This window comes from Streptomyces sp. NPDC001843, from assembly GCF_042891955.1.
Classification (GTDB): domain Bacteria; phylum Actinomycetota; class Actinomycetes; order Streptomycetales; family Streptomycetaceae; genus Streptomyces.
Map to the genome: position 1 here is coordinate 113,904 of NZ_JBIATQ010000008.1, position 22,567 is coordinate 136,470.

A 22,567-nucleotide genomic window follows, 5' to 3' on the forward strand; every position below is an offset into this window, starting at 1 on the left:
CCATTACAGCGCCCTGTTGGCCAAGGCCTGGGACCTGGGTCCTCAGGAGGTCTTCACCTTGATGGTGCCGTTCTTGATGCCCTCTTCGGCCTTCTTGATCGCGGCCTGCATGGCGGCGTTGTTCTTGAAGGTCGGGTTGGAGTCGGCGAGGCCCACGCCACCGTTGTCCAGCGAGCCGCGGATGTCCCCCGAGAGCGGCTTCTTGTCCTTGATGACGGACTTGGCCAGGTCGTAGACCGCGCCCTCGACGTTCTTCAGGGCCGAGGTCAGGATGTAGTTCTTGTACTTGGCCAGCGCGGCCTGCTTGTACTGGTCGGAGTCGACGCCGATGGCCCACACCTTGTGCTCGGCGGCGGACTTGATCACGCCCTGACCGGAGAGGCCGGCGGCGGCGTAGAGGACGTCGGCACCCGCGTCGATCTGACCGTTGGCCGCGTTCTCACCCTTGTCGGGGCTGGAGAAGCCGCCCTCCTGGGCCGTCTGGGTCAGGTACTGCGACTCGACCTTGATCTTCGGGTTGACCGACTTGGCGCCCTGGACGTAACCCGCCTGGAACTTGTGGATCAGCGGGACGTCCACGCCGCCGATGAAGCCGATGTGGTTCTTCTTGGTCGCCTTGGCGGCCGCGACGCCGGCCAGGTACGAGGACTGCTCCTCGTGGAAGACCATGTCGGCGACGTTCTTCGCCTGGGTCTGGTTGTCGTCGATGATGCCGAAGGTGACCTTCGGGAACTTCGCCGCGGCCTCCTTCACGGCGCCCGCGTAGGCGAAGCCGACGCCGATGACCGGGTTGTAGCCCGCCTTCGCCAGGGTCACCAGGCGCTGGGTCTTGTCCGCGTCCGACTCGTTGTCCGTCGGCTCCACGTCCCGGCCGCCGACGCCGAAGTCCTTCTGGGCCTTCTCGAAGCCGGCGTAGGCGGCGTCGTTGAAGGACTGGTCACCCTTGCCGCCGACGTCGTACGCCAGGCCGATGCCCTTGGACTTGCCTCCACCGGTGGAGGACGATGACGAGGTACCACAGGCAGAAACGGTGACGGCGAGCGCTGCGGTCGCAACGCCTGCAATCGTGATACGGGACACCCGGCGCATGGAACGTGACTCCTTTGTGCAAGCGCCCAACCCAGGCGCTGGTTCCGCGGCAGCGTAACGCGCGTAGACCTGGCGGAAAACCCCCAATGTCCGGTCCGTTATCTAGCTGTGGCCACAGTCACGGCTCCAGGTTACGGACAGCAGTGCGCCCCTTGCGGGTGGCAAGGGGCGCACGGTTGAAACGTGGTTCTACGGGGCGTATCGGCGAGGTTACCGACCGGTCATATCACTTGGTGTTGACCGTGATCTTGCCGGCGATGATGTCCTGCTTGGCCTTGTCCACGGCCGAGGCCACGGCGGTCAGCGCCTTGTACTTGGGGTTGGAGTCGGCGAAGCCCACGCCGCCGGACTTCAGGTCACCGCGGACCTCACCGCTGAGCGGCTTGCCGTCGTACACGGACTTGGCGAGGTCGTAGACCGCGCCGCCGACGTTCTTCAGGGCCGAGCCGAGGATGTAGTCCTTGTACTTGGCCAGCGCGGCCTGCTGGTACTGGTCGGAGTCGACGCCGATGGCCCACACCTTGTGCTCGGCGGCGGCCTTGATCACGCCCTGGCCGGAGAGGCCGGCCGCGTGGTAGATGACGTCGGCGCCGGCGTCGATCTGGCCGTCGGCCGCGTTCTCACCCTTGTCCGGGCTGGCGAAGCCGCCCTCGGCGGGCGTCTGGGTCAGGTACTGCGACTCGATCTTGATCTTCGGGTTGACGGACTTGGCGCCCTGGTCGAACCCGGCCTCGAACTTGTGGATGAGCGGGATGTCCACACCGCCGATGAAGCCGATGTGGTTCTTCTTGGTCGCCTTGGCCGCGGCCACGCCCGCCAGGTACGAGGACTCCTCCTCGTGGAAGACCATGTCGGCGACGTTCTTCGCCTTGATGGTGTTGTCGTCGATGATGCCGAAGGTGACCTTCGGGTACTTCGCGGCGACCTGCTTCACGGCCGGCGCGTAGGCGAAGCCGACGCCGATGACCGGGTTGTAGCCGGCCTTGGCCAGGGTCTCCAGACGCTGGATCTTGTCCGCGTCGGACTCGTCGGCCTGCGGCTCGATGTCCCGCCCGCCGATCTTGAAGTCGGCCTCGGCCTTCTTGAAGCCGGCGTAGGCGGCGTCGTTGAAGGACTGGTCGCCCTTGCCGCCGATGTCATAGGCCAGGCCGATGCCCTTGCCGGAGTACTTGCCGTCCTTGGAGCTGGTGGTGCTCGACTCCGTGCTGGACTTGCCGCACCCGGCGGCCGCGAGGGCGACGACCGCGACGGTCACCGCAGCTTGGGAGAATCTCGTCCTCCGAGAGATCAGACGCACAGCAAGCACCCCTTCGTCCCCACGGCCCCGTCACGCGGTCCGCTCTTCCCCAATGTGCCGCCGGTGGCGAGGGTGCCTCCGGTGGTGGCGATTCCGGCGCACAGTAACGCGCGTAGAAGAGGAGGGGAACGGGGTTTTCCCGGGCCGTTACCGATTCGTGCCGCCTCCCGGTTACAACGGCCTACCGGCGGTTACACCCGGATGACGCAAGGGGACGAAGGGGCGCCGACCGGACACCCCTCCCCCACCCGTGCCCTACTGCACCGTGTCCAGCAGCGCCGCGGCGGTGAACAGCTCCACGCCGACCGTGATGGCCCGCTCGTCGGCGTCGAAGTCGCCCTGGTGCAGATCGCGCACCGTGCGTTCGCCGGGGGTGCGCACCCCGAGCCGGGCCATGGCCCCCGGCACGCGCTCCAGGTACCAGGAGAAGTCCTCCCCACCGAGGCTCTGCTCGGTGCCCTCGACGGACTCGATGCCGCGCCGCGCGACCATGGCCTCCCGCAGCAGTTCGGTCACCTCGGGGTCGTTGACGACCGGCGGCACCCCGCGCACGTAGTTGATCTCGGACTTGGCCCGGTGCAGGGTGGCGACCTCGTCGATCGCGGCGTGCAGCACGTCGGGCGCCAGCCGCCAGGCGTCGATGTCGAGGCACCGCACGGTCCCCGAGAGCTCGGCGTGCTGCGGGATCACGTTCGGCGCGTGCCCCGACTCGATCCGCCCCCAGGTCACCGCGAGGCCGCTGCGGCTGTCCACCCGCCGGGCGACGATGGCCGGCACGTCGGTGGCGATCCTGGCCGCGGCGGTCACCAGGTCGGTGGTCAGATGGGGCCGGGCGGTGTGCCCACCGGGCCCGTCCAGGGCGATCTCCAGCCGGTCGCAGGCACTGGTGATGGCACCGTGCCGCAGTCCGACCTTCCCGGCGTCCACCCGGGGGTCGCAGTGCACGGCGATGATCCGCCCCACTCCGTCCAGCGCCCCGTACGCGATGACGTCGGCGGCGCCTCCGGGCAGCACCTCCTCGGCGGGCTGGAAGATCAGCCGCACGGGACGGGGCAGCAGCCCCTTCTCGTGCAGTGCGGCGAGGACCAGTCCGGCGCCCAGCACCACGGTCGTGTGCACGTCGTGGCCGCAGGCGTGCGCGCGGTCCGGCACGGTCGACCGGTACGGGGACTCGGTCTTCGTGTCCGGGATGGGCAGTCCGTCGATGTCGGCCCGCAGCGCCAGTATGGGCGTCCGGCCGGTCCCCTGATCGGGCTCCGCCCCGATGTCGCAGACGAGCCCGGTCCCGGCGGGGAGTACCTGGGGCCTGAGCCCCGCCTTCTCGAGCCGCCCCTTGATCGCGGCGGTGGTACGGAACTCCTGGTTGCCCAGCTCGGGGTGCATGTGCAAGTCACGCCGGAACGCGACGAGCTCCGCGTACAGCGACTCGCTCAGCAGGCCGGGCAGCACGGCATCGCCAGGAAGGTCGGCCTCGGACTCTGGGGACATCAATTGGTTCACCCTCTGAAGGGTAGGACGCCGGACCGGTCAACTGACCCTCGATCAACAAAACTTCAACCTGTTAGGGGAAGAAAATCCGACCGCCCGACGCATAGCCGATGTATCGGATGGGTAAACTTTCGCGGTTTCGCCGCCCTGGATCACCCATCCATCCTTTCCTCCACGGATACCACGCAGCGCCAAAGCCACGCTGGTGCGGTCCACGTACCGGAATCGCCGGAAGGAAAAGCGCAGGTCGGAGCGGTGCGAGCGGAGCGGGGTAATCTGCGCCCCCGTGAGTGAACCGAACGCTGACCTCAACGCGGACTTCATAGACGCCACCCGCTCGTCCTACGACGCGATCGCCAAGGAGTACGCGGAGCGCTTCCCCGCCGACCTGGACATCAGCCCCGTGGACCTGGCCCTGATCGCGGCCTTCGCCGAGCTGGTCAAGGCGGGCGGCTCGGCGCCGGTAGCCGACCTCGGCAGCGGGCCCGGTCATGTCACCGCCCATCTGCGCGGCCTCGGGGTGCCGGTCTTCGGGGTCGACCTCTCCCCCCGGATGGTCACGCTGGCCCGCGAGGCGCATCCGCACCTGCGGTTCCACGTGGGCTCGATGACCTCGCTGGACCTGCCGGACGGGACGCTGGGCGGGATCATGGCGCTGTATTCGGTCATCCATGTCCCGGACGACCACCTGCCGACGGTGTTCGCGGAGTTCCACCGCACCCTCGTCCCGGGCGGGCACGTGCTGCTGTGCTTCCAGTCGGGTGACGACGCCGGCCGGATGCGCCTCACGGAGCGGTTCGGGCACGAGATCGACCTGTACTACTACTGGCGCACCCCGGACACCGTCTCCGCCCTGCTCGCCGAGGCGGGCCTGGAGCCCGTGGCCACGACCGTCCGCGAACCCGTCGACGACGAGAAGCGCCCCCGGGCCTTCCTGCTGGCCCGCAAGCCGAGCAGCATCGGCAGCGCGGGGCATGCGGACGTGAGTGCCTAGGCCGGGCTCACCGCCGCCAGCCGGTGGACGTCGCGCGCGGTGCCCGTGACCCCGGACAGGAAGCCCTGGGCCCGGGGGGAGGCGTGTTCCGTCAGCCAGCCGGGGTCGATGTCGCACACGGCGACCCGTACGCCCGTTCCCGCCAGGGCCAGGGGCAGGGTGTGGACGACCGTCGAGGGGAAGCTCAGGATCGTCCGCCCGATCGGACCGCGCCGGGCGATCAGCTCCAGCGGCAGGTCGGGGCGGACGATCTCCAGTCCGGTCTCCGCGGCGAGCCGGTGGAGCTTCTCGGCGCTCTCCCGGCGGTGGGCGAAGTAGCGGGTGGCCCCGTGGGCCTTGGCCAGGTTGCGGACCGCCTCCAGGTACCGGTCCCCGTCGACGACGCCGGTCTCGACCAGCGAGGTGCCGACCATGTCCGCGCCGCCGGTGATGCGGGGCGGGCCGAAGCGGGCGCGGGTCCAACCGAAGTCGTTGGCGGTGACCGTCACCCCGTCGGGTCTCTCCTTCACCGGCATGGAGGAGAAGACCTCCACCCGGCGGCCGGCGTTGGGGGTCAGCCGGCGCCGCGCCGAGGAGGACACCGGCGCGAACAGCAGGTCGCGCGCGCCGGGACGGCCGCCCTTGCGGTGCCAGCGCACCAGGCGCTCACCGCGGGCGAGCTGGGCGACGAACTCCATCGTCGCCGTGCCGTCGTCGACCACCACGAGGTCCTTGGCCCGGGTGATCGTCAGCAGTAGCTGGACGTAGCGGGAGAAGGGGTCTCCCATGACGATCCGGTCCGCCCGGCGCAGCCGCCCGGTGAGCCCGCCGATCGTCTGGAAGGGTGCGGCCGGGCCGCCCCGGGCCTCCTCCCAGCGGACCCGGTACCCCTCGTCCCGGGCCAGGTCGGCCATGCGGCGCAACTGGCCCCGGGTCATGGGGTCGGTCGGGGACAGGACGACGACGGTGAGCTCCGCGCCGGACCGTGTTTCCGCCGGCCGGTCGCCGTCCACCGGGCGCCGCACCTGCGCGGGCAGGGGCACCACCCGGCCCGCGCCGGACGTGTCCGTCCCGCGCAGGCCGTGGACATGCGCCCACTCCAGCACGTTCAGCAACTGCACCGGACTCTCCACGAAGGCGAGAGTGCGGGGGCCGGCGTTCCCGGCGCGGGGGCTCATCGACGTACGACCGTCCCGTCGTAAGGGGCTAGTGGGGCCCGTTCTCACACCGCGACCGGCTCGCCCGCCGCCGCCGCGATCTCCGCCTCGGCGACGACGCCGGTGACACGGCGCAGCTTCTTCATGGGGCCGAGCTCGGAGTCGTAGACCTTCTTGACGCCGTCGCCGAGGGAGGCCTCGATGGTGCGGATGTCGCGGACCAGGCGCGTGAGGCCCTGGGGCTCGACGGAGGCGGCCTGGTCGGAGCCCCACATCGCGCGGTCGAGGGTGATGTGGCGCTCGACGAAGGCGGCGCCGAGGGCGACGGCGGCCAGCGTGGTCTGCAGGCCGGTCTCGTGGCCGGAGTAGCCGATCGGAACGTTCGGGTACTCCTTCTCCAGCGTGTTGATCACGCGGAGGTTGAGCTCCTCGGCCTTGGCCGGGTAGGTCGAGGTGGCGTGGCAGAGCAGGATGTTCTCGCTGCCCAGGACCTCGACGGCGTGGCGGATCTGCTTCGGGGTCGACATGCCGGTGGAGAGGATGATCGTGCGGCCGGTGGCGCGCAGGGTGCGCAGCAGCTCGTCGTCCGTCAGGGAGGCGGAAGCCACCTTGTGGGCCGGGACGTCGAACTTCTCCAGGAAGGCGACGGCCTCGGTGTCCCACGGGGAGGCGAACCAGGCGATGCCCTTCTCCTTGCAGTACGCGTCGATCTTGCGGTACTCGTCCTCGCCGAACTCCACGCGGTGGCGGTAGTCGATGTAGGTCATCCGGCCCCAGGGGGTGTCGCGCTCGATGTCCCACTGGTCGCGCGGGGTGCAGATCTCCGGGGTGCGCTTCTGGAACTTGACGGCGTCACAGCCGGCCTCGGCGGCCACGTCGATCAGCTTGAAGGCGTTCTCCAGCTCACCGTTGTGGTTGATGCCGATCTCGCCGCAGATGTAGACGGGGCGGCCGGGGCCGGCCTGGCGCGGACCGAGGTTACGGATACGGGAGTTGGTGCTCATGGTGGAGATGTCCTTACTTGGTGAGGGAATCGAGAGAGGGGCCGAGGATCCAGCTGGCGATCTCTCGGATGGCGCCGTCGCCACCGGGGACGGTGGTGACCGCGCGTGCGGCGCCGCGTACGACGTCGTGGGCGCTCGCGACCGCCACGGGCCAGCCGACGAGGGCGAAGCACGGGAGGTCATTGACGTCGTTGCCGACGTAGAGCACGCGCTCCGGCGCGATGCCCTGCTCCTCGCACCACTGCTTGAGGGCGAGGTCCTTGCGGTCGATGCCGTGCAGCACCGGGAGCTTGAGCTTCCGGGCGCGGGCGGCGACGACCGGGTTCTGTTCCGTGGACAGGATCAGCATCTTCAGTCCGCTCCGGCGCAGGGCGGCGATGCCGAGGCCGTCGCCGCGGTGCACGGAGACGAACTCCCGTCCGTCGGAGTCGACCAGCACCCGGTCGTCGGTCTGGGTGCCGTCGAAGTCCAGTACGACCGCGTCGATGTCGTCGGCGGTCGGCAGCGAGCCGGGGCGGTCCGCGTCGAAGAGGGGGGCCAGCGCGCGGGCGCGGGCCAGGTCGTGCGGGTCGTCGATCTCCAGCACGCGCGCGGGGTCGGTGCGCACGAGTTCGGTGCGGCCGAAGAAGCGGTGCTGGTGCTTGCGGAAGCCGGCCGCGTCCATGGCGTAGGCGGCGCCGGTCTCCAGGAAGTCCTGGGGGCGGTCCTGGCGGCGCGGGCGGAAGGACTTGTCGTGGTTGACGCCGTGGCCTGAGGCGGTCCCGGTCCCGCCGTCCGCGGCGGGTTCGTCAGCCGCCTCACGCCAGACGAAACCGTGGAACGGGGCCACGGTCACCGCGGTGTCCGCGCCGTTCTCCACGACCGCGCCCGCCACCCCGTCGATGTCCTCGCGGACGATGAACGGGCTGGTGCACTGCACCAGGAGGACCACGTCGACGGGGGAACCGTGCAGGGCCTCGTGGGCGTCCACCGCGTGCAGGACGGCCGCTTCGGAGGTGGCGGTGTCCCCGGCGATGGCGGCCGGGCGCAGCACGACCTCGGCGCCCGCCTCGCGCGCCACGGCGGCGATGGCCTGGTCGTCGGTGGAGACGACCACGTCCGTGACGAGGCGGGTGGCCAGGCACTCGCGGACGGCCCGGGCGACGAGCGGGACGCCGCCGACGGGGGCCAGGTTCTTGGCGGGCACTCCCTTGGAGCCGCCCCGCGCGGGGATCACCGCGAGGACGCGGCGCACCCCGGCTGACGTGTCGGACATGGGTGTTTCTCCTTGAGGACTCACAGCTCCCCCATCCGCCGGATGACGGGCGCCACCCGCTGCACTCCGTGCCGGTAGGCGCCGCGCGCCGCCCGGCGGACGATCTGCCGGACGGGTCCGGGCTCCTTGTCGGCGGCGGGCGCGCCGGGCAGCGGGCTGCCGTCCGGGCCGAGGTGGTGGCGGGCGAGGATGCCGGGCAGGTAGCCGGGCGCGGTCGCGGGTGTGTAGTACGGGGTCAGCGGCGCCAGGCCGCCGGGCTGGGCGAGCAGCTTGGCGATCCGCTCGCGCGCCGCGTCGAAGGCGGTGGCGTAGTCGCCGTCCGCGGCGACGCCCTGCCGGGCCACCCATGCGGGCTCGGGTGCCGGCCGGTGCCCGGCGTCGAGCTGGTCCCAGGAGGCCAGGCAGCCGGAGCCGACGAAGTGGTGGTTGCCGAGGGTCTCGCGGACGCCGAGGTCGGTGAGGACGACGGTCGGGATGCGGCGGTGCAGGGACTCCAGCGCGGCGGTGGAGCTGATCGTCACCAGCAGGTCGGTGCGGTCGAGGACCTCGCCCATGTTCCCGTACACGAGGCGGAAGTTGGCGGGCGGTTCCAGCCGCTGCGCCAGCTTCTGGTAGGGCAGCTCCTCGATGTGCGTGGTGTGCTCGCCCGGCTTGGAGCGCAGTTTGAGCAGCACTTCGCGGTTGGGGTGCAGGCGCGCGTGCTTGACCAGGCGCTCCAGCAGGTACGTACGGTCCCTGCGGCTGTCCGGCACGGAGGGCTGGGCCGCGAACACCACGGTGTAGGGGTCGTGTTCGCCCTCGTACGGGCTGCCGCCGAGGAACGGCAGTGCCACCTCCGTGACCGCCGATGCGTCGGCGCCCACGCCCTCGTACACGTCCCGGAAACGGTCCGCGTCCTGGCGGGAGTTGGCGAGGACGAGGTCCGCGCCGTGCCTGAGCAGCAGGCCGTCGGCGAGCTTCTCGTAGACGACACCGACGTAGCCGGTGACGACGACGGGACGCTTGGTACGGCCCTCCCAGACCCGCTTGAGGCCGTGCAGCACCGCCTGCACACCGCCGCCGACGAGGGCGAGCACGACGATGTCGTACGACTCCTCGGCCATGGCGCGCAGGAACTCGACGGCCGTGACCTCGCGCAGGGAGTCGGCGGTGACGCCCACCTCGGTCAGCTGGCGCGGGGTCGGCGTCGCCCGGCCGCGCAGCAGGAATCCGCTGAGCTCGGGGCCCCCTTGCGCGGCCTCGTGCGCTGCGGCTTCCATGGACGGGCCCGGCACGATACGAGCCGCGGTCAGCGCACCCCATTTCCATCGGGTGTCGGAGTCCGCGAGTACCGCGATTCGCGTGGGCTTCGGTGTACTTGGTGGCACGACGAAGACGCTAGGAAGCAATTCCTAGGTAAGGCCCAACCGCATCTCAACAAAAAGTTAACAACACATCGCCGTGAGCCCAACTGGCCTGCTGGAGCCCGAGAAGTACACGGGATGCACCGATCCGACACATGGAGTTCACCCTCTGTACGAATACCCGAAAGTTGCTCAGCCGGGCGGCCTTCTAGTCTTTCGCGGGTGCCAAAGCTTTCCGTGATCGTGCCGTTCTACAACGTGCAGCAATACGCCCTCGACACCCTCCGAAGCCTTCGCCTGAACGCCCGTTCCGATTTCGAGTTCGTCCTGGTGGACGACCATTCGAAGGATGAGACGCCGGCGATTCTCGAACGCGCTGCCGAAGAGCTTTCCGACGTGGCGCAGGTGCGTTACATCCGCCATGAGAAGAACGGAGGACTCGCCACCGCGCGCAACACCGGCCTGGACGCGGCGCAGGGCGAGTACCTGACGTTCCTGGACGGCGACGACTGGCTGGCCCCGGGCTACTACGCCCAGCTGGTGGCCGCCATCGAGGACCTGGGGTGCGACTTCCTCCGCACCGACCATGTCCAGGCCACGGCCCGCGCACGGACGGTGCACCGGGTGCCGCACGGCCGGCGCCGCCATGTCATGAACCCACGCGACGCGATACTGCCCGCCGACCGGTCGACCTCGGTGGACTACGCCTACGCCTGGGCCGGGATCTACCACCGCCGGCTGCTGGACAAGCGCCTGCTGCACTTCACCGACGGGCTGCGCACGGCCGAGGACCGGCCGTGGATCTGGAAGCTGCACCGCGAGGCGGAGTCGTTCGCGGTGGTGAGCCTGCTGGGCGTGTTCTACCGGCGGGGCGTCGCCTCCTCCCTCACCCAGATCGGTGACGTCCGGCAACTGGACTTCATCCGCGCGTTCGACCAGGTCATCGAGGAGACGGCCGCGGACCCGGACGCCGACCGGCTGCTGCCGAAGGCGGTCCGCACCTACTGCGCGATCATCGCCCACCACCTCTCGGACCAGAGCAAGTGGGAGCCGGCCGTGGCCAGGCAGCTGCGGTCGATGAGCGCGGCGGCCATCCAGCGCATGCCCCAGGACGCGCTCGGCGACGTGCTCGACACCATGGACTTCGACCGCTCCTCCAAGCTGCGGCGGCTGCGGCGCCGGATCACCACAGCGAAGGCGGCTGCCTGATGCCCCGTACCACCCGCATCTTCTGCGTCTCCACCCTGTACGGCGCCGCCACCCTGGCCGCCGCGCTCGACTCCGGCTGCTTCGAGGAGGTGGACCGTAGCCTCCTGCTGGTCTTCAACAACTCCACGACCCCGGAGATCACCCCGCCGGTCGACGCCATGCCGGGCTTCGAGCCGCTGCGCGACCACTTCGACGCCGTCCTGTCGTGGAACGAGGCCATCCGCCCCTTCCACCCCGGCGCCTGGACGCCGCGCCAGGACGACATCCCGCTGTTCGAGCGCTATCTGCGGCTGCTGTGGGACCTCGGCGACGACGACGTGGAGCTGGTCCTGGAGTCCATCCAGGTCACCCCGGCGCTGACCGTGGCCCAGCTGTTCACCGAAGCCGTCGTCGACGTCTACGCCGACGGCCTGATGAGCTACGGCCCCACCCGCAACAAGATCGACCCGCTGGTCGGCACGCGGGTGCGCCGCCTGCTGCACCTGGACCTGGTGCCGGGGCTGACGCCCATGCTGCTCACCGAGTTCGACGTGCCCGCGCAGATCGTGCCGACGGCCGCGTTCCTGAAGGTGATGGGCGAGCTCACGGCGACGGTCACGGACCTGCCCGCGCTGCCCGAGGGCGCGGCGCTGCTGCTCGGCCAGTACCTGTCCGCGCTGGACATCCTCTCCCCCGACGAGGAGGAGGACCTGCATGTGCGGATGATGCGCGGGGCGGTCGAGCGCGGTCACCGCAGCATCGTCTTCAAGCCGCACCCGACCGCGCCGGCCCGTTACAGCCGCGCCCTGGAGGACGAGGCCGCGAAGCTGGGCGTGGACCTCACCGTGCTGGACGTGCCCGTGCTCGCCGAGGTGCTGTTCGAGCGGACCCCGCCCGCACTGGTCGTCGGCTGCTTCTCCACCGCGCTGTTCACCGCGTCCGCGTTCTACGGCCTGCCCGTGGCCCGCCTCGGCACCGAGCGGCTGCTGGACCGCCTCGCGCCCTACCAGAACAGCAACCGGGTGCCCGCGGTCCTCGCCGACGCGCTGGTGCCGGACCTGTCGGGCGGCAAGGGCGAGGAACCGCTCACCGCCGACACCCTGGGCGCCCTGGTCACCGCGGTCTCCTTCGCCATGCAGCCGCAGATCTACCCGGGGCTGCGACGGGCGGCCGAACGCTACCTGTCGACGCACTTCGGCCCGCGCACCCGGCGTTACTTCAAGCGCAGGCGCCTCACCGCCCTCGGCCTGCCCGGCGGCATCCCCGACCGGCTGGCCTTCATCCCCCGCAACGCCGCGGCCCGGCGGGTGGTACGCCGGGCGAAGGCCCTGCAGAAGGCGGTACGCCGCTGAGAGCGGGGAGAGCGCACAGCCACCGAACCCCGGCAGAGAAGCTCCGCGCCGTTGTGTGAAGTGCTCGGCACCACACAACGACGCGGAGCTTTTTGTCATCCGCAGCTCCGCCGGACGGCGACAGCCTCGCGGGCGAACGGAAGGAAACCAATGCGACGCGCAGGTGAACCACTGGCGACCGCTCAGCGAAGTGTGCGGCTGTCGAACAGAAGCCCACAGGGTGAACTCATATGGTCTTGATTGACGATCCTCAGTGCATTGCGAGGGATACCAGCATGACCGAAACGGTCGTGACGACGGCGAGGTCACAACCCGCCTCGGCAGCACCCGTTCAGGAAGGCACTCCGCCCGGACCGCCCCCGGTGGTGCCGGCCAGCGGGGGCCGGCTACGGGCCCTGGACGGGCTGCGGCTGGTCGCGGCGCTGATGGTGGCCGCGTACCACTACGGCGGCCGGGGCGGCGACGTCACAAAGGCATGGGGCAGTTCCGCGCAGCACCAGTTCCCCGTCCTGCACACGTATTTCGCGTACGGCTGCCTCGGGGTCCAGGTCTTTTTCGTGATCAGCGGATTCGTGATCTGCATGAGCGGCTGGGGGCGGCCCCTGAAGTCGTTCTTCGCCTCCCGCGCGTCCCGGCTGCTGCCCGCCTACTGGGTGGCGATCATCCTCGTCACGGGCGTGTTCGCACTGCCCGCGGTCGCCTACAAGACGGTGTCGCCGAGCGACTTCCTGGTGAACCTGACCATGCTCCAGCAGCCGCTGGGCGCGGAGCGGGTGCTGGGCGTGTGCTGGACGCTGTGGGCGGAGGTCCGCTTCTACGCGCTGTTCGCGCTGCTGGTCGTGCTGCCCGGCGCGAGCCGCCGGCGCGTCATCCTCTTCTGCGCGGGCTGGACGCTGGCAACGGCGATCGCGCAGGGCGCGCACCAGCCGCTGCTGGACACCGTGCTGATGCCGGAGTACGCGCCGTTCTTCGTGGGCGGCGTCGGGCTCTACCTGGTCCACCGCGACCGGCGTGACGTCTACGCGTGGGGCATCGTGGTGGTCAGCTGGCTGATCGGGCAGCACTACGCGGTGAAGAGCCTGTGGAACGCCGCGAACCCGCACGCCTTCGCCCACCGCACCTCGTTCGGCATCATCCTGGTGGTGACGCTGGGCTTCGTCGCGGTGGCGGTGATAGCGCTCGGCTGGCTGCACTGGGCGAACTGGCGCTGGCTGACCGTGGCCGGGGCGCTGACCTACCCCTTCTACCTGGTGCACGAGCACCTGGGCTGGGTGGTCATCAAGGTCCTGCACCGGAACCTGCACATCCCGTCCTACGGGACCTTCCTGCTGACGGTTCTCTTCATGCTGGGCCTCGCCTGGCTGCTGAACCGGTACGTGGAGAAGCCGCTGACCCCGCGCATACGTGCGGCGCTGTCCCGTCCGTCGGTCCCGCGGTAACCTCGGGCACCGCTGGAATTGGCCCCGAATTCACCCGGGGCCGGGCATGGAAATCCCTCCTTGGGCAGGCGTGTGGCAGTTCACGGCTCAACCAGGGAGTGCCCATGCCCGCCACCTCACGACCGGTCCGACCGCCCCGTACGTTCGATGACGTCCCCGGCTGGTTCCCCGTTCTCGACCAGACGCTCTTCGACTGGTTCCTCGACCGGCAGGAGCGCACCGGGTTGGGGGGCGACCTGCTGGAGATCGGGGTGTACCTTGGCAAGAGTGCGATCTTCACCGGACGCCGGCTGCGCGAGGGCGAGCGGTTCACCGTGTGCGACCTCTTCGAGGGCGACGCGCCGGACGACGCCAACCGGGCGGAGTCGACGAAGTCGTACAGCACCCTGACCCGGCGGGCCTTCGAGGAGAACTACCTCGCCTTCCACGACGAGCTGCCCCGCGTCCTGCACGGTCCGAGCTCCCTGGTGCCGGCCGAGGTGGCGCCGCGCTCCTGCCGGTTCGTGCACGTGGACGCCTCGCACCTGTACGAGCACGTGTACGGCGACATCGGCGCCGCCCGCGACCTGCTGGTGGACGGCGGGCTGGTGGTCCTGGACGACTTCCGCTCCGAGCACACGCCGGGCGTCTCCGTAGCCGCCTGGGAGGCCGTGCTCAACAGGGGACTGCGGCCGATCTGCCTCAGCACCCAGAAGCTGTACGGCACCTGGGGCGACCCCGGCCCGGTGCAGGAGGAGCTGCTGGCCATGGTCCGGGCCCGCACGGACTGCCACCTCAGTGTGCAGGAGGCCGCCGGGCACCGCATCGTCCGCCTCAAGTCCAAGGGCATGCGGGCCCCGGTACTGCCGCCCTCCCGGCACCACGTCGAGGAGCCCGCCCCGGCCGCGGCCGCGGTCCCCGCGCAGCCCCGGCCGGCCGCCCCCGCCGCCCCGCCGCGCGGACGCCACGCCCGCCGCATCGCCGTGGACCTGCTGCCGCCGGTCCTCACCCGGGCCCTGCGCCAGGCCCGGAGTGCCCGGTAAGGCCTCACGTGATGCCGTAGCGGGCCTCGATGCCCGCCACGACCAGGGCCAGGCCTTCCTCGAACTGCTCGTCGTAGTCGTCGAAGAGCAGCTTCCCGGCCTCGGCCGCCAGCGGGTGGTCGGCCAGGCGGCGGGCGCGTTCCTCGATGTCGTAGCCCTCCCGGCGTTCGCCCGGGAGGGGCCGCACGCCCTGCTCCTCGGTGACGAAGCCGATGGTGTACGCGTTCGCGGTCCGCGCCGCCCGCACCGCCTGCGCCAGGGTGAAGCCGGCGGACGTGAAGACGCGCAGGGCCGCCTCCATCTCGCGCCCGTGGTCGGCGCCCGTGAAACGTGAGCCGCTGAAGACCTTCGCGCCGTCGCGGTAGCCGAGCAGGGCGGTGCGCAGCCCCCGGTTCCCCTTGAGCAGCCGCTCCTGCCAGGTGTCGGCGGGATCGAGCGCGGTGCCGGCGACCATCCGGCGGTACATCTCCGTCGCCATCTCGTCCAGCAGCGCCTGCTTGTCCTTGAAGTGCCAGTAGAGAGCGGGCGCCTTGACGTCCAGCTCCTTGGCGATGGCTCGCAGGGTCAGGCCGTCGAGGCCGACCTCGTTCAGCAGCCGCAGCGCCGTGTCCGCGACCCGTTCGCGGTCCAGGGGTGCGCGTCGATCCGTACTCACGCTTGACAGCTTAACAGCGTTAAGGGCACTCTCGTCGGCGACGGCACTTAACGACGTTAAGGAGACATGTGATGGATGTTCTGATCGTGGGGGCGGGCCCCACCGGACTGACGCTGGGCATCGACCTGGTCCGGCGCGGGGTGGACGCACTGGTCGTGGAGCGGGGGGACCGGCTGTTCCCGGGATCGCGCGGGAAGGGGATCCAGCCGCGCACCCAGGAGGTCTTCGAGGACCTCGGCGTCCTCGACGCGATCCGTGCGGCGGGCGGCCCGTACCCGGTGCGGACGGTCTGGAAGGACGGCGCGCGGGTCGGCGAGCAGCCGATGTTCGAGGCGCTGGAGGCGGAGGAGGGTGCGCCGTACACCGAGCCGTGGATGGTTCCGCAGTGGCGCACGCAGGAGGTCCTGTACGCACGGCTGGTGGAGCTGGGCGGGCAGGTGGCCTTCGGGCACGAGGTGACGGGGCTGGAGCAGGACACCGAGGGCGTGGGCGTGCGGTTCGCCGACGGTAGGACCGTCCGTGCGCGGTACGTCGTCGCGGCCGACGGCGGGCGTTCGGCGGTACGGCGGGCGGTGGGTGTGGGGATGGCCGGTGAGACCGTCAACCCGAATCCGTTCCTGGTGGCGGACGTGCGGCTGAAGGGGCTCGGCAGGGACTACTGGCACACGTTCCCCGGGCCCGACGGCACCGGCCTCGCGCTGTGCCCGCTGGCCGGCACGGACGACTTCCAGCTGGCGGCGAGGTTGCCGGAGGACACCGAGCCCGACCTGTCACTGGACGGCGTCCGGAAGCTGGTCGCCGCGTACACCCACCTGGACGCCGAGGACGTCACCGAGCTGCGCTGGGCCTCGAACTTCCGGCCCCGGACGGGGCTCGCGGACCGTTTCCGGGTGGGCCGCGTGTTCCTCGCGGGCGACGCGGCGCACGTGCACTCGCCGGCGGGCGGGCAGGGGCTGAACACCAGCGTCCAGGACGCGTACAACCTGGGCTGGAAGCTGGGCGCGGTGCTGCGGGACGGGGCGCCGGACGCACTGCTCGACACCTACGAGGAGGAGCGGCGCCCGAACGCCGCGGCGATGCTGGGCCTGACGACGGGGGTGCACCGCGGCGAGGTGCGGCGGGGGAAGGCGACGGTCCAGCTCGGGCTGGGTTACCCGGAGTCGTCCCTGAGCGAGGACCGGCGTGCCAATCCGTCCGGTGTACGGGCGGGTGACCGGGCGTCGGACGGCACGGTGGGCGCGGTGCGGCTGTTCGACGTGTTCCGGGGGCCGCACTGGACCCTGCTCGGCGCGGAGGCGGCACCTGTGGCGGGGGTGCGGGCGCTCCCGGCGGCCCCGGAGTCGTACGGCCCGGGGGTGTTCCTGATCCGGCCGGACGGTTACGTGGGGTGGGCGGGGGATTCTGAGGCGGGGGTCGGGGAGTACCTGGCGGGGGTGGGGTGCCGGTAGCTAGTCGTCGCCGTCGAGGAGGATGTCGACGGAGAGGTCGAGGGTGACGCCTACGGACTCCGGGACGGGGACGGTCTGGCCTCGCTTGTAGCGGGTGGGGTCGGGGTACTTGCCGTCGACCGGATCGGTGTAGAGGAGCACCTCGCCGTGCGTGCGGTCGGCGACGAGGTAGACGGGGATGTTGGCCCGGGCGTAGACATCGACCTTGGTGGCGGTGTCGTTGGTCCAGTTGGAAGAGGTCACTTCCAGGACCAAGCGGAAGACGTGCGGCGCATAGCAGTTCTTCTCGACGAGGGCGTCCTTGTAGTCGGCGTCCACAACTGAGAAGTCCGGCACCGCATAGTCATCCGGCCCGGTCGGCAGCCACAGCCCGATCCCGCCCACGTACCTGAGCCCGGCCTCCCTCGCCTTGATCCTCAGGAACTCCTCGATAAGCCAGGTCAGCGTCTCCTGATGCGAGCCATCCGGCGGCGGTGTCACAACAATGCTCCCGTTGAGGATCTCCACCCGGTGCCCGGGCAGCTCCTCCCAGAGCCGGTCGGCAGCATCGCTGAGCGACGACTCGTGCATCATCACAGCCACGGCACCCTCCTTTCGGGAACACCCTTCACGAGCGTAACCGGGGGCGGGCGATTTCCGCCCTCGATCACTCATACGAGGTAACCGCCCAGCTCAGAACACATCGCTCGGCACATAACTCCCCCAAACCTCCCGGAGGGCACCGCACACCTCCCCCACCGTCGCCCGCCCCCGCAGCGCCTCCTTCATCGGGTACAGCACGTTGTCCTCCCCCTCGGCCGCCTTCTTCAGCGCGGCCAGCGCCGAGTCCACCGCCCCCTGGTCCCGTTCGGCCCGCAGCCGGGCCAGCCGTTCCGCCTGCCGGGTCTCGATCGCCGGGTCCACGCGGAGCGGCTCGTACGGTTCCTCCTCGTCGAGCTGGAAGCGGTTGACGCCGACGACGACCCGATCGCCCGCGTCGGTCTCCTGGGCGATGCGGTACGCGTTGCGCTCGATCTCCTCCTTCTGGAAGCCCCGCTCGATCGCCGCGACCGCGCCGCCGAGGTCCTCGACCCTCCGCATCAGGTCCAGGGCCGCCGTCTCCACGTCGTCCGTCATCCGCTCCACGGCGTACGAGCCGGCGAAGGGGTCGACGGTCGCGGTCACGTCCGTCTCGTGGGCGAGCACCTGCTGGGTGCGCAGGGCGAGCCGGGCGGACTTGTCCGTGGGCAGGGCGATCGCCTCGTCGAAGGAGTTGGTGTGCAGGGACTGCGTGCCGCCGAGCACCGCCGCCAGGGCCTGGACGGCGACCCGGACCAGGTTCACCTCGGGCTGCTGGGCCGTCAGCTGGACCCCCGCCGTCTGGGTGTGGAAGCGCAGCATCAGCGACTTGGGGTCCCGCGCGCCGAACTCCTCCCGCATCACCCGCGCCCAGATCCGGCGCGCGGAACGGAACTTGGCGACCTCCTCCAGGATCGTCGTACGGGCGACGAAGAAGAAGGACAGCCGGGGCGCGAAGTCGTCGACGTCCATGCCGGCCGCGACCGCCGTACGGACGTACTCGATGCCGTCGGCGAGGGTGAAGGCGATCTCCTGCGCGGGTGAGGCACCCGCCTCGGCCATGTGGTAGCCGGAGATCGAGATGGTGTTCCACCTGGGCATCTCGGCCTTGCAGTACCGGAAGATGTCCGCGGTCAGACGCAGGGAGGGCTTCGGCGGGAAGATGTACGTCCCCCGCGCGATGTACTCCTTCAGCACGTCGTTCTGGATCGTGCCGGTGAGCTGCTCGGGGGACACGCCCTGTTCCTCCGCCACCAGCTGGTAGAGGAGCAGCAGCAGCGCCGCCGGCGCGTTGATCGTCATCGAGGTCGAGACCTGGTCCAGCGGGATCCCGCCGAACAGCACCCGCATGTCGTCGATCGAGTCGACGGCCACGCCCACCTTGCCGACCTCGCCGTGGGCGAGGGGCGCGTCGGAGTCGTGGCCCATCTGGGTGGGCAGGTCGAAGGCGACGGACAGGCCCGTGGTGCCGTGTTCGATCAACTGGCGGTAGCGGGCGTTGGACTCGGCCGCCGTGCCGAAACCCGCGTACTGGCGCATCGTCCAGGGCCGGCCGGTGTACATGCTGGGGTACACGCCCCTGGTGAAGGGGTACGCGCCGGGGTCGCCCAGCTTCCGGGCGGGGTCCCAGCCGGCCAGGTCACCCGGCCCGTAGACCGGCTCGATCGGCAGTCCCGACTCCGACTCACGCGCCATGGTGTGTGCCTTTCGAGTTGCGTTCGGTACTCCTCACCATGCCCCGTTGTCCGGCGGGGGTCACGCGGGGAAACGCGGGGAAGCATCTCCGGCATGAGTCGCATCGGACGCGTCACCGCCGCACTCGTCCCCGCCGTCGCGCTCGCCCTCCTGAGCGGCTGCACGGTGCAGCCCCCGGACGGGGACGGCAAGCGGCGCTCGCCGGTGCACGTCGAACTGCCCGGCAGCCGGACGCCCGCCTCGGACACCCCGCGCCCCCCGGAGTCGAGCCCCGCCCCCGCGGTGCGGCCCCAGGCCCTGTGGTCCCGCGGCGACAGCGGTACGGGGGTCCGCGAGCTGCAGGCCCGGCTGCGGCAGATCGACTGGCTCTTCGACGGACCCACGGGGACGTACGACGACCTGACGGAGCAGGCGGTCAGGGGCTTCCAGCGCAAGCGCGGGCTGCCGCAGACCGGCGCGACCGACGCCGTCACCTGGCGGCGGCTGCTCGGCATGACGCGCGAACCGGGCAAGTGGGAGCTGTACCTGATGGGAGGTCAGCCGGCCGCCGCACCCGATCCGCGCTGTCTGACCGGGCGGGTGCTGTGCATCAGCAAGACCAGCCGGACGCTGCGCTGGATGATCGACGGGCGGACGGTGTCCACGATGGCGGTGCGGTTCGGCTCGCAGCGCACCCCCACGAGGGAGGGGGTGTACCAGGTCTACTGGAAGTCACGGCACCACGTGTCGACGCTCTACGACTCCCCCATGCCCTACGCGATGTTCTTCAGCGGGGGCCAGGCGGTGCACTACTCGTACGACTTCGCCGCGCGCGGCTACGCCGGCGGCTCCCACGGCTGCGTCAACGTGCGGGACGAGGCGGCGATCGCGGATCTGTTCGCGCAGGTGAGGAACGGCGACAAGGTTGTCGTCTACTGGTGAGCGCGAGGGGTGAGGAGTGCGCGGCGCGGGCGGGACCGGGGGAACGTGTCCCGCCCGCGCCAGGTGCACGAGCCGTGGGTACGGGGGGAACCCCGGCTCAGTGCGACGGCCGATGACCAGTCGGCTCACTCTCTTCTGCGTACCCGGGGCCGAAAACGTTACGCCCCACCGCAAAAAAGTTTCTTCACCGATGAAAGCGCAGGTCAGGCGCGTGCGACCGTCGGAGGGAGTCAGAGCGCGGTGTACGTCGGGCTCGGCGACGCGACGGGAGTGACCGCCGTGTGCTGCGGCACCAGCGGGGCGAAGGTCGGCGGGGTGGGCGTGCCGAGGTCTCCGTCGCGGTGGTGGTGGTCGCCGCCCCGGCCTCCGTGGCCGTCGTCGCCACCGCCCTGACCGCCGTTGCCCTTCTTCCCGTCCCCGTCGTTGCGGGTGCCGTGGTCGTCCCTGCCGTGGCCGTCCTCGTCACCGGTCGTGTTCCCGGCCGCCCCGAGGACGCCCTTGCAGTACTTCCACACGAGCGCGGAGCCGCCCGCCACCCCGTCCAGGGCATGTTTGCGGTCGGGCGTCAGTTCCTTGCCGGCCCGGATGTCGCGGCAGGCCGAGGGGGCTCCGCTCCACGCGGTGCCGGCGCCGTGGGACGCGTTCGGTGAGCCGGTGGCACCGCCCGCGGGCTTCCCGGGTTCCGCCCCGGGCGAGGAGGTGCCACCGGGGGTGCCGCTCGCGCCGCCGCCCGGCGGCAGCAGCCCGGACGTTCCGTTCCCGGTTTCTCCCGCGGAGCGCGAGGCCGCCGGGCGCCGCGGGGTCGGGTCCGCCGACACCGAGGCGCCGGGTCCGGGGCCGGGGGTGTGGTCGCCGAACGGCGTCGGCAGCACCCCGCTGCCCGCGGCCATGGCGACCCCCCCGAGGGCACCCGCGGCCAGCGCGGCGGTGACCGCCAGGCGCGCGGGGCGGATCCAGCCGGGTCGGCGTACGGCGTGGGACCGGGCACCGATGCGGATCAGCCCGACGTCGGCGGGCCCGTCGGCCGCGTGACCGGCGCCGAGCTGCGCGGCGGCGTCCGCACGGGCCTCGCGTGCCTTGCGGAAGGCGGCCAGCGCGGCTTCCTCGCCGGGGAGTTCCGTTTCGGCCCGCGTCGCCTCGGCGGACAGGGCGCCGAGTGCCTCGGCGAGCCGTCCGGCCTGCTCGCGGGCGGAGGGGTCGACGGCTTCGAGCGACTCACCGCGCAGTAGACGCTCCGCCGTTCGGCGGTTCAGCCACCTGTAGTGCTCGTCGGCCATCACATGTCCTTCTGCGTCCGCGCACGCGTATGCGTCACAGTGCCGGACGTCACCGCGCGTCCGCGCGGTTCTCGCTGGGGGGGCAGCGCTTGGAGTCCGCCCGCCGATTCCGGATCCGCGCCGATCAGCTCCGCGAGCCGCTTCAGACCGCGGTGCGCGGCCGTGCGGACGGCGCCGGCACGCTTGCCGAGGGTCTCGGCGGCGGTCTTGGCGTCGAGGCCCACGACCACGCGCAGGACGACCGCCTCGGCCTGGTCCTGCGGGAGCCGCGCGATGAGGGAGAGGGTGCTGTCCGTGGACAGGGCCTCCATGGCCTCGCCCGCGGTGTCGGACTCGGCGGGCCGGCCGGTCAGTTCGGTCTCGTCGCCGCCGATCGCGGGGCGGCGGCCGCGCATCCGTATGTGGTCCAGGGCCCGGTTGCGGGCGATACGGGCGGCCCAGCCGCGGAAGCGGTCCGCGTCCCCGCTGAACCGCTCGAGGTCTCGGGCGATCTGCAGCCAGGCCTCGGACGCGACGTCCTCGGCGTCCGGGTCGCCGACCAGTGTCCGCACGTACCCCAGCAGCCGCGGATGCACCGCCCGGTAGACCGTACGGAAAGCGGTCTCGTCCCCGGCCTGTGCCGCACGTACCGCGGCGGTCAGCTCCGCGTCGTCCCCCAGCACCTGGTTGGTTCCTCAGTAGATGGTCGCGGCCCCGAGGCCGCCGATCGTTGCAGTGATCATGCATTCGCGCTACGACGCGAAAGGCACGTTACGACCTGAAACCGCTCCTCGTCCACGTCCGTCCAGGATGCAACTGACTCGTGACGCGGCGGATCATGGCGAGGTGTGACAGAAAACGCACTCAAGGCGCTGTAGGAGATACGGGTCGCCGCGCGGCCCGTGCCGCGCGACGGCCGGGGCCTCTCCTGTGGGGGGTGGCGGCTCCGGCCGTTGCCCTGGCGGCGGATCAGTGCCGCCGTCCGGTCCCCGCCGTCGCGTCCCGGCACAGCAGCCGCAGCGACCCGTGGCCGCCGTAGCAGCGCCGGGCCTCGTCGATCGGGTCCCACAGACGTCCGTCGGGCGTACGGATCCAGTGGTCGCCGCCGGTCGCCCACCACTCGGCGCCGGTCTGCCGTGCCATCACCTCACCGGCGTACGCCCCGAAGCCGCGCAGCACGTCCCGTACCGCCTCGACGGGAGGCCCCTCGCGCCGGATCTCCTCGATCAACCGGTCGACGCGCCACAGGCTCTGTGCCGAGTAGTCGAGCCGCACCCGTGCGCCCTCGCGCATCGTCGCCACCGTGTCCGCCGCCCAGCGCACGGGCTTCGTCGCGGCCTGCGGCCTGGTCTGCTGCCGTTCAGTCACGTACTGGGTAGTCACATAGGGGAAAGCGGAGTCGGCGGGCCTTTCGTCACACGGATCCG

20 protein-coding genes are annotated in these 22,567 nt (G+C 71.0%); 7 read left to right on the plus strand and 13 right to left on the minus strand.

Annotation, left to right across the window (positions count from 1 at the left end):
- Positions 1 to 42 precede the first annotated feature (42 nt).
- The 3 genes from ACFYZQ_RS21140 to ACFYZQ_RS21150 all read right to left on the minus strand — a co-directional run bounded on the left by ACFYZQ_RS21140 (position 43) and on the right by ACFYZQ_RS21150 (position 3,874).
- Entirely contained in the window at positions 43 to 1,089 is a 1,047-nt protein-coding gene (locus ACFYZQ_RS21140; protein ID WP_389149783.1) for a BMP family protein, read from the minus strand.
- A gap of 226 nt (positions 1,090 to 1,315) precedes the next feature.
- On the minus strand, positions 1,316 to 2,344 hold the full coding sequence (locus ACFYZQ_RS21145) for a BMP family protein (RefSeq protein WP_389149785.1): 1,029 nt from the start codon (positions 2,342 to 2,344) through the stop codon (positions 1,316 to 1,318).
- A gap of 297 nt (positions 2,345 to 2,641) precedes the next feature.
- The gene (locus tag ACFYZQ_RS21150; protein WP_389149787.1) at positions 2,642 to 3,874 is read right to left on the minus strand and encodes a M20 family metallopeptidase; all 1,233 of its coding nucleotides are present in this window, start codon (positions 3,872 to 3,874) and stop codon (positions 2,642 to 2,644) included.
- Positions 3,875 to 4,160: 286 nt separating this feature from the next.
- On the opposite strand from ACFYZQ_RS21150, the gene ACFYZQ_RS21155 reads away from it, so the two are divergent.
- Positions 4,161 to 4,868 (plus strand): class I SAM-dependent DNA methyltransferase, encoded by a 708-nt coding sequence (locus ACFYZQ_RS21155; RefSeq protein WP_389149790.1) that lies wholly within the window; start codon positions 4,161 to 4,163, stop codon positions 4,866 to 4,868.
- Here ACFYZQ_RS21155 and ACFYZQ_RS21160 read toward each other — a convergent pair.
- The 4 genes from ACFYZQ_RS21160 to ACFYZQ_RS21175 are packed head-to-tail and all read right to left on the minus strand — an operon-like array spanning position 4,865 to position 9,630.
- Entirely contained in the window at positions 4,865 to 6,025 is a 1,161-nt protein-coding gene (locus tag ACFYZQ_RS21160; protein WP_389149793.1) for a hypothetical protein, read from the minus strand. The two genes, ACFYZQ_RS21155 and ACFYZQ_RS21160, sit on opposite strands and share 4 nt — an antisense overlap.
- Positions 6,026 to 6,069: 44 nt before the next feature.
- Positions 6,070 to 7,008 carry an N-acetylneuraminate synthase family protein gene (locus tag ACFYZQ_RS21165; RefSeq protein ID WP_389149795.1) on the minus strand — a complete coding sequence of 313 codons (939 nt, stop codon included), beginning with the start codon at positions 7,006 to 7,008 and terminating at the stop codon, positions 6,070 to 6,072.
- 13 nt (positions 7,009 to 7,021) lie between these two features.
- Positions 7,022 to 8,263: a cytidylyltransferase domain-containing protein gene (locus ACFYZQ_RS21170; RefSeq protein WP_389149798.1), complete on the minus strand. Its 1,242-nt coding sequence runs from the start codon at positions 8,261 to 8,263 to the stop codon at positions 7,022 to 7,024.
- 20 nt (positions 8,264 to 8,283) lie between these two features.
- Positions 8,284 to 9,630, minus strand: coding sequence for a DUF6716 putative glycosyltransferase (locus tag ACFYZQ_RS21175; RefSeq protein WP_389149801.1), 1,347 nt, complete (start codon positions 9,628 to 9,630; stop codon positions 8,284 to 8,286).
- Positions 9,631 to 9,828: 198 nt separating this feature from the next.
- Here ACFYZQ_RS21175 and ACFYZQ_RS21180 point away from each other — a divergent pair, with 198 nt between their 5' ends.
- The 4 genes from ACFYZQ_RS21180 (at position 9,829) to ACFYZQ_RS21195 (ending at position 14,607) form a co-directional block, all read left to right on the plus strand.
- A complete protein-coding gene (locus ACFYZQ_RS21180; protein ID WP_389149804.1) occupies positions 9,829 to 10,815 on the plus strand; it encodes a glycosyltransferase family 2 protein in 987 nt (328 codons plus the stop codon).
- On the plus strand, positions 10,815 to 12,146 hold the full coding sequence (locus tag ACFYZQ_RS21185) for an alpha-2,8-polysialyltransferase family protein (protein ID WP_389149807.1): 1,332 nt from the start codon (positions 10,815 to 10,817) through the stop codon (positions 12,144 to 12,146). Before ACFYZQ_RS21180 ends, ACFYZQ_RS21185 begins: the two co-directional genes overlap by 1 nt.
- Positions 12,147 to 12,421: 275 nt before the next feature.
- Positions 12,422 to 13,585: an acyltransferase family protein gene (locus ACFYZQ_RS21190; protein WP_389149809.1), complete on the plus strand. Its 1,164-nt coding sequence runs from the start codon at positions 12,422 to 12,424 to the stop codon at positions 13,583 to 13,585.
- A gap of 104 nt (positions 13,586 to 13,689) precedes the next feature.
- On the plus strand, positions 13,690 to 14,607 hold the full coding sequence (locus ACFYZQ_RS21195) for a class I SAM-dependent methyltransferase (RefSeq protein WP_389149812.1): 918 nt from the start codon (positions 13,690 to 13,692) through the stop codon (positions 14,605 to 14,607).
- Between the two features lie 4 nt (positions 14,608 to 14,611).
- Here the strand turns inward: ACFYZQ_RS21195 and ACFYZQ_RS21200 are convergent, their stop codons facing one another.
- Positions 14,612 to 15,262, minus strand: coding sequence for a TetR/AcrR family transcriptional regulator C-terminal domain-containing protein (locus ACFYZQ_RS21200; RefSeq protein ID WP_389149814.1), 651 nt, complete (start codon positions 15,260 to 15,262; stop codon positions 14,612 to 14,614).
- 71 nt (positions 15,263 to 15,333) lie between these two features.
- Between ACFYZQ_RS21200 and ACFYZQ_RS21205 the strand changes: the two genes are divergently transcribed.
- Positions 15,334 to 16,710 carry an FAD-dependent oxidoreductase gene (locus ACFYZQ_RS21205; protein ID WP_389149817.1) on the plus strand — a complete coding sequence of 459 codons (1,377 nt, stop codon included), beginning with the start codon at positions 15,334 to 15,336 and terminating at the stop codon, positions 16,708 to 16,710.
- Here the strand turns inward: ACFYZQ_RS21205 and ACFYZQ_RS21210 are convergent, their stop codons facing one another.
- Both ACFYZQ_RS21210 and ACFYZQ_RS21215 read right to left on the minus strand, forming a co-directional pair.
- Complete coding sequence (locus ACFYZQ_RS21210) at positions 16,711 to 17,283, minus strand: Uma2 family endonuclease (RefSeq protein ID WP_389150406.1); 573 nt, start codon at positions 17,281 to 17,283, stop codon at positions 16,711 to 16,713.
- 99 nt (positions 17,284 to 17,382) lie between these two features.
- Positions 17,383 to 18,963 (minus strand): methylmalonyl-CoA mutase, encoded by a 1,581-nt coding sequence (locus ACFYZQ_RS21215; protein WP_389149819.1) that lies wholly within the window; start codon positions 18,961 to 18,963, stop codon positions 17,383 to 17,385.
- Between the two features lie 93 nt (positions 18,964 to 19,056).
- Here ACFYZQ_RS21215 and ACFYZQ_RS21220 point away from each other — a divergent pair, with 93 nt between their 5' ends.
- Positions 19,057 to 19,884 (plus strand): L,D-transpeptidase family protein, encoded by an 828-nt coding sequence (locus ACFYZQ_RS21220; protein WP_389149822.1) that lies wholly within the window; start codon positions 19,057 to 19,059, stop codon positions 19,882 to 19,884.
- 230 nt (positions 19,885 to 20,114) lie between these two features.
- Here the strand turns inward: ACFYZQ_RS21220 and ACFYZQ_RS21225 are convergent, their stop codons facing one another.
- From ACFYZQ_RS21225 to ACFYZQ_RS21235, 3 genes are all read right to left on the minus strand, one after another.
- Positions 20,115 to 21,161, minus strand: coding sequence for a hypothetical protein (locus ACFYZQ_RS21225; RefSeq protein WP_389149825.1), 1,047 nt, complete (start codon positions 21,159 to 21,161; stop codon positions 20,115 to 20,117).
- The gene (locus ACFYZQ_RS21230; RefSeq protein WP_389149827.1) at positions 21,161 to 21,823 is read right to left on the minus strand and encodes an RNA polymerase sigma factor; all 663 of its coding nucleotides are present in this window, start codon (positions 21,821 to 21,823) and stop codon (positions 21,161 to 21,163) included. The genes ACFYZQ_RS21225 and ACFYZQ_RS21230 overlap by 1 nt, the downstream gene beginning before the upstream one ends.
- Positions 21,824 to 22,109: 286 nt before the next feature.
- Positions 22,110 to 22,508 carry a hypothetical protein gene (locus tag ACFYZQ_RS21235; protein ID WP_389149830.1) on the minus strand — a complete coding sequence of 133 codons (399 nt, stop codon included), beginning with the start codon at positions 22,506 to 22,508 and terminating at the stop codon, positions 22,110 to 22,112.
- Positions 22,509 to 22,567: the final 59 nt, after the last annotated feature.